The following is a 5,314-nucleotide window of genomic DNA, read 5'->3' as shown; positions in this document are numbered from 1 at the left end:
GCCTTGTCGCGGCTTCGCGTTGAGAATGGGGACTTGACCCGTTATCTCAGTCTGATCGTTAGCATCGGTTGGTGTCCCGCTCTGGCAAACTGGACGGGGGGAAAGCGCGATACTCTTCAAGGCAATGCGTGCCGCGTTTTATTCGGCAGCCGTGTAGCCCGTAGGTTTTACTTATGCATTGACGGATATTCGGGTAGATTAACCTCAGCCGCTGCGACTGGGGAGACTACGCGGCTAGGGCTGCGGCGAGACTCCGCGCCGCAGCCCGCTCTTATCGATCCTGTAACGTTTTAACTGAATTGCTGCCGACCGCGCCCTGCCGCGCGCATGAAGAAGCGCGCCCGGCCCTCATCAACTTAGCCCTCCAGGTGCCCGGCGAGGCGGTCGCGCGGCACCCGGCTGACCCGATCACAAACCGACCGGTGCAACTGGCGCTTCGGACGCTGTACCCGTACCTGCGCGATCTAAAGGATCTCACGCGGTTCTGGCAGGATGTTGGTCGGACGGATCCGATATCGCTGAGCAGTCGGCGCGGCGATTACGCGGCGATCTCGACCCGATTGGTGGCGCTGGGGTTCGAGGTTGATGCGTGACTGCGGTGAAGCGGGAAGCCGCGGATCAGACCTGCGCAATCGTCCGAAGATGATTGACCCGCTGGCTGAAAATACTCTCGAAGCTGTGATGCTGGCTGATCTGCGCGGCGGCACGCATCATTTCGACAAGTCGGTCCCGGTCATCGGCGAGTGACGCTGTGGCGGTGGCCAGCGCGTTGATATTATCAATCGGAACCGTCACTCCAACATTCCCGAGCGCGGCGATCCCCTTGAACGCCGCATTGTCATATCCGACGATCGGCACGCCACAGCTAAGGGTCTCCATATAAGTACAGGACGGATCAGCTTGCCGGTGGCAGCACACGAACAGGTCGATCGAGTTTTTCATCTTCGGAACTAACCCAGTGTCGAACGGTATGGGACCGTTCAGCCGGACAAGATCCCGCAGGCCAGCGCCCTGAACCGCGTCCTGCAGATCCGTATGCAACGGACCATCGCCATAAATATCAAGGGTAAAGGCGGTCCCTTTGCCCTTAAGCGCAACCGCAAACGGAATAAGATGGTCTGCGCCTTTCATTTTAGCGAGGCGACCTGAAAAGGCGAGCCTTAACGGCCGCCCGGCGCGAACCTGCGCTATCTTCTCTTGGATCTCAGCGTTTGTGATCTGTTGCGCATTGGTCATACGTGTGTCGAAATAGCATATCGAGGATGGTGTGAGGGTTCGATAGCTGTCGAACGCTGGGGTTCCATTGGCCTGAAGGCCTACGGCTTTGCCAAACGCCCGTCGCCGGTCGCGTTCGCGCAAGAGCAGCCATGCGGCTGATTTTGCGGTCTGTATCGACAGGCTATGATCAAGGCGAAGGATTCTGAGGCGCGTTTCAAGCGTGTATTCGATAACGAAAACAGTCGGCGTAGCGACAATATCGGGTAGCTCAAGATCTAGATGACTGTCACCGGAGGCAAGCAAGATCGCAGCATCGTTCAGGGCATCTGCATGGTCACGGATCGTTCGTTCGACAGGAACGATGTCGAACGGAAGTTCTGCGCGATCGTAACTTTCGCCAAATGCGATATGCGATCGATCCCCCAACCGCATCAGACACCGAACACGACCCGGCCAGAGCGCAGCATATCGTTTGAGCCCATTGACCGCCTTGATGTCGAGAAAGAGCCTCGATCCGTCAATCCCTAGTGGCGTGCTTGGGGTTACAACCAACGTTTGCGAACTCACGTCCATGCTCCGATATGCAATCAATCGGAACCGGTCCGACGAGGGGGAATTCAGCCCCCCCAGATTGGGCATCTTGGCCCTCGCGCGCAGCTCATAACGCGGGTTGCTAGAAATTCTAGTGAAAGTGATGAGACTCGTGCTTCAAAGCGATCATGAGAAAACAGGATCCGGCTCGAGTGAACGCTGCGCTTCAGATACTTTCGGAGGCAGTCAGACTACACCCTGACGATCCGATTGCAACGCCACCGGTCCAGCTGGCTTTGCGTGAGCTGTATCCATTTCTGCACGATCACAGGCACCTAACGCAGTTTTGGGAGGATGCGGAACGCGCGGATGTGGTGTCCCTCAGTAGCCGACGAGGCAACTACTCTGCCATAGCAATGCGGCTAGTCACGCTCGGGATCGATGTAAATCCGCAATTGCGGTAATTGTAAAGCGTACGTTATTAATACTTTTACGTTTGCCTATCACCTGTTGGCCCCTGTTCTTTAATTGCGTGTGGATAAGCATCGAAGTAGGCCCCCACCTAAATCCTGCTAAACATCTGTTAAAGTTAGTGAAGCCGGAATTGGAGGGGGTGCCAATCGGCGCTGGTCCGGACCCCTTGAAAAAATCATTTCCTTTCGCGCTTTCAAATGGTTGCGCTGAGAAGGAATGGGGTCCCGCTTCGATGCTTATCCGCACCTAAACACCTAGCAGCTTACCCGCGTCGGTCTGGTCAGCCTTTTCCGACCAAAAAAAGCCCGCAACGATCTCTCGTTGCGGGCTAGGTTGCAGCCCTCAAGTACTTGAGGGGATACGCCGATATAAGGGCCGGCAGATGAGTGATAACATACTTCTTAGCTTTGGGAAATCCTCGCGATGGGCAAGACGAGCAGCTGACTGGCGGCATCAGATGGCTCGCGTACGATTCTGGCCATGTTCTTATCGGGGAAAACGCCTGCTTTACACGCTTGAGCACTCCTCAATTCGTTCCACTTATTGACAACAGGCATTGGCGTTGGCATCCACTCCAACATGAAGGCTGAACTGCGTGTCCGTTAGCGGATCGGTCTTTCTGAAACCACGTTCGTGGAATTGGTAGTCTGGCGGCTTCCCGCTCCGCTCGCGGGAAGCAGTCATCAATCCAAATACCGGCCCGCGCTGGTCGATACTGGAGTCTGCGTACTGCGGTATGACAACGAGGCTGGGAAGGGCGACCACAAGCATCTGGGCCCGGTCGAGTTGCATTACCCGTTCCGGGGGGTTGATGCCCTAATGACCAATTTCTGGGCAGACGTTGAGATTTGGAGGAGGCAAATATGAACACCGTGACGCTCAGCGTATCCTCGATCAGCGAGGCCAAGGAACAGTTGGCAGCCGCTTTCCGCGATGAGCCGCATGGCCAACGCATCTCGTTCGCATCGGTTGATCTGCTCTGGAAAACCATCAGTCCCAAACGGTGGGACATTATCCGAACCATGACAGGCCAAGGCCCGCTCGCCATCCGCGAAGTCGCCCGTCGGCTAGATCGAGACATAAAGGCCGTGCATGGCGACATGCTGGCGCTCATCAATGCCGGCGTGATCGACCGGGCGGAGAACGGAGTCGTCTTCCCCTACGATGCCGTCCACGTCGATTTTATGCTCAAGGCTGCATGAAGATACACGATATGGATACCAAGTTTAGACGCATACTGCTTTAGGGTGAGATCTTATATGATCACCGCATTACTAATTTTTATTATATTTGTTATTTTGTTTGGTGCTTCTGTCATAAAAGGCTGGATTGCTAATATATTTGGTTACGGAATCTGCGGCATAGTATCGCTCGTTCTGGCTGTTAATCTCGGCTCATACATAGGCGAATACGGGCTCTTCTGGGTCGTGGGAATTGTGGCTATCGTAGTCTTCTGCGGCCTGGGTATTAGGGTTTATTTTAAAGAACGTGCCAATAACCAAATGCTTAAAGGCGCGAGGCAAATGTTTCAGAGATACCTACCGGTTGCGTCACAGCACGTTTCCGATCCTACAAAGGACGCGATAAAAGCTCAGGTCGTATGGAGTCGTTTTTCATCGGCCCTTAAAGATAAACTAAAACCCAGTGAATTAGCTGAAATACAAAGCATGCTTCGTGCCGGACAAGACCAAAAGCTTTATTGGCATTGTCAAACGCTTATTCGTAGCGTTTATGGTGCCGACGCGGTATCTATATTGATGCAATGCGAATTTAGCTAATTTTCCTTTTGATCAGGCGCAGCTTCGATACTTGCCCATAGGACATCTTAAAACATTTGCCGCTCAGCGGACCTACCGCCCTCCTCCGCTATGTCGCACCGCTGGGCTGGGAGCATATCGCACTCACCAACGAGTATAGCTGGGAGTGGGATGATCGGCCGAGACCGGATCAGCTCAAGCCGCTTCGCATTTTGCTCTCTCTCCTGCTCCTGGCAGCGTGAGAGGTTTCAAGTTCGGCATATCGATTGGCTTTAGATTCGAGGCATGGGTCGCCAACTTCACCAGGCTGCGTCAACAATATGCTGACTTCCGTGCGTCAATGTTAGAGCATTTTTCGATCAGAAAGCATATTATCCGCAGTGAGCGAAGTAGTCTTGGCACTCGGCGGCGGTGAATTGATCGACGGATTGGCCGATGACGCGCCAGAGGTTGTCGACGGTTCTAGCGGCGGCCTTGTGCAGCAGGGTCTTGAGTTTGGAAAAGGCGTTCTCGGGTTGAAATCGGGCGAATATGGCGGATGGAACAGGAGCGTCGCGCCCGCAGCCTCAACGGCCTTGCGCACCCCGTCGCCCTTGTGGGCGGGAAGGTTGTCGAGAATGACGACGTCGCCTTGGTGGAGCGTGGGCACGAGCACCTGCTGGGTATAGGCGAGGAACCATTCGCCGGTCATTGGTCCGTCGAGCACCATCGGCGCGATCATGCCCAATGTCGTCAGTGCGCCGACGAAGGTCGTGGTCTTCTAATGGGCCCCTGTACATTATGGGGACACAGATTCCGGTAGGCTTTCGTAGACCGGTTGCCGTACGGGTTTTCAGGGCAATCGGTTTATGAAAGGCCGAAAGCCGCACGTTTCTGTCACCGTTATGATTACCTACAGAACCGGGCGTTTCTGAAACTATCGGCGGTAAATCAGGTATTTGCAGCCAACCGTGAGTCCGTGTCCCCATAATGTACGGGGGCCAGATAGGTCGCGCCGATCATGATTGTCTTGGGCGTGGCGCTCGCAGCGGCCAGTCCTTCCATCATGCGCAGGAACACGCCCCGCTCGCCCCACCGCTTCCAACGGTTGTAGAGGGTCTTGTGCGGTCCGTACTCCTTGGGCGCATCGCACCAGCGCATCCCGTTGCGGTTTACGAAAACGATGCCGCTCAACACCCGCCGATCATCAACCCGGGGCTTGCCGTGGCTCTTGGGAAAGTACGGCTCCAGCCGCGCCATCTGCTTGTTGGTCAGCCAATACAGGTCGCTCATCGCCAGTCTCCTCGCAGAGCCTGAATCAGATCGCGACTCTCATATCAATGGGTCCTGACCCT

General features: G+C 55.2%; 5 protein-coding genes and 2 pseudogenes. 4 read left to right on the top strand and 3 right to left on the bottom strand.

Annotated elements, in window-relative coordinates; genetic code table 11:
* Nucleotides 1-299: 299 nt before the first annotated feature.
* Nucleotides 300-593, top strand: a complete 294-nt coding sequence (locus RH91_RS20740) for a hypothetical protein (RefSeq protein ID WP_010165346.1) — start codon at nucleotides 300-302, stop codon at nucleotides 591-593.
* A 25-nt stretch (nucleotides 594-618) separates the two neighbouring features.
* On the opposite strand, the gene RH91_RS21970 is transcribed toward RH91_RS20740, so the two are convergent.
* Nucleotides 619-1,791, bottom strand: a complete 1,173-nt coding sequence (locus tag RH91_RS21970) for a glycosyltransferase (RefSeq protein ID WP_157137076.1) — start codon at nucleotides 1,789-1,791, stop codon at nucleotides 619-621.
* A 1,041-nt stretch (nucleotides 1,792-2,832) separates the two neighbouring features.
* Between RH91_RS21970 and RH91_RS23345 the strand changes: the two genes are divergently transcribed.
* The 3 genes from RH91_RS23345 to RH91_RS22705 are packed head-to-tail and all read left to right on the top strand — an operon-like array spanning nucleotide 2,833 to nucleotide 4,001.
* Nucleotides 2,833-3,090 (top strand): toxin-antitoxin system TumE family protein, encoded by a 258-nt coding sequence (locus RH91_RS23345; protein ID WP_081469610.1) that lies wholly within the window; start codon nucleotides 2,833-2,835, stop codon nucleotides 3,088-3,090.
* Nucleotides 3,087-3,425 (top strand): HVO_A0114 family putative DNA-binding protein, encoded by a 339-nt coding sequence (locus RH91_RS20720; RefSeq protein ID WP_010165342.1) that lies wholly within the window; start codon nucleotides 3,087-3,089, stop codon nucleotides 3,423-3,425. The genes RH91_RS23345 and RH91_RS20720 overlap by 4 nt, the downstream gene beginning before the upstream one ends.
* Before the next feature lie 57 nt (nucleotides 3,426-3,482).
* Nucleotides 3,483-4,001, top strand: a complete 519-nt coding sequence (locus tag RH91_RS22705; protein ID WP_157137075.1) for a hypothetical protein — start codon at nucleotides 3,483-3,485, stop codon at nucleotides 3,999-4,001.
* Between the two features lie 350 nt (nucleotides 4,002-4,351).
* Here RH91_RS22705 and RH91_RS20715 read toward each other — a convergent pair.
* Nucleotides 4,352-4,740: pseudogene (locus RH91_RS20715) on the bottom strand (transposase); the annotation flags it as partial.
* 221 nt (nucleotides 4,741-4,961) lie between these two features.
* Nucleotides 4,962-5,252 (bottom strand): annotated as a pseudogene (locus RH91_RS20710) (transposase); the annotation flags it as partial.
* Nucleotides 5,253-5,314 lie beyond the last annotated feature (62 nt).

Source organism: Sphingomonas sp. PAMC 26617, assembly GCF_000242835.1.
Taxonomy (GTDB): domain Bacteria; phylum Pseudomonadota; class Alphaproteobacteria; order Sphingomonadales; family Sphingomonadaceae; genus Sphingomonas.
Note: the sequence above shows the minus strand (reverse complement) of the source record. Positions and strands in the feature narration are given on the sequence as shown.

Coding starts and splice junctions, on each gene's coding strand:
- RH91_RS21970 (WP_157137076.1), bottom strand. CDS start 1,791: ATGGACGTGAGTTCGCAAACGTTGGTTGTAACCCCAAGCACGCCACTA.
- RH91_RS20720 (WP_010165342.1), top strand. CDS start 3,087: ATGAACACCGTGACGCTCAGCGTATCCTCGATCAGCGAGGCCAAGGAA.
- RH91_RS22705 (WP_157137075.1), top strand. CDS start 3,483: ATGATCACCGCATTACTAATTTTTATTATATTTGTTATTTTGTTTGGT.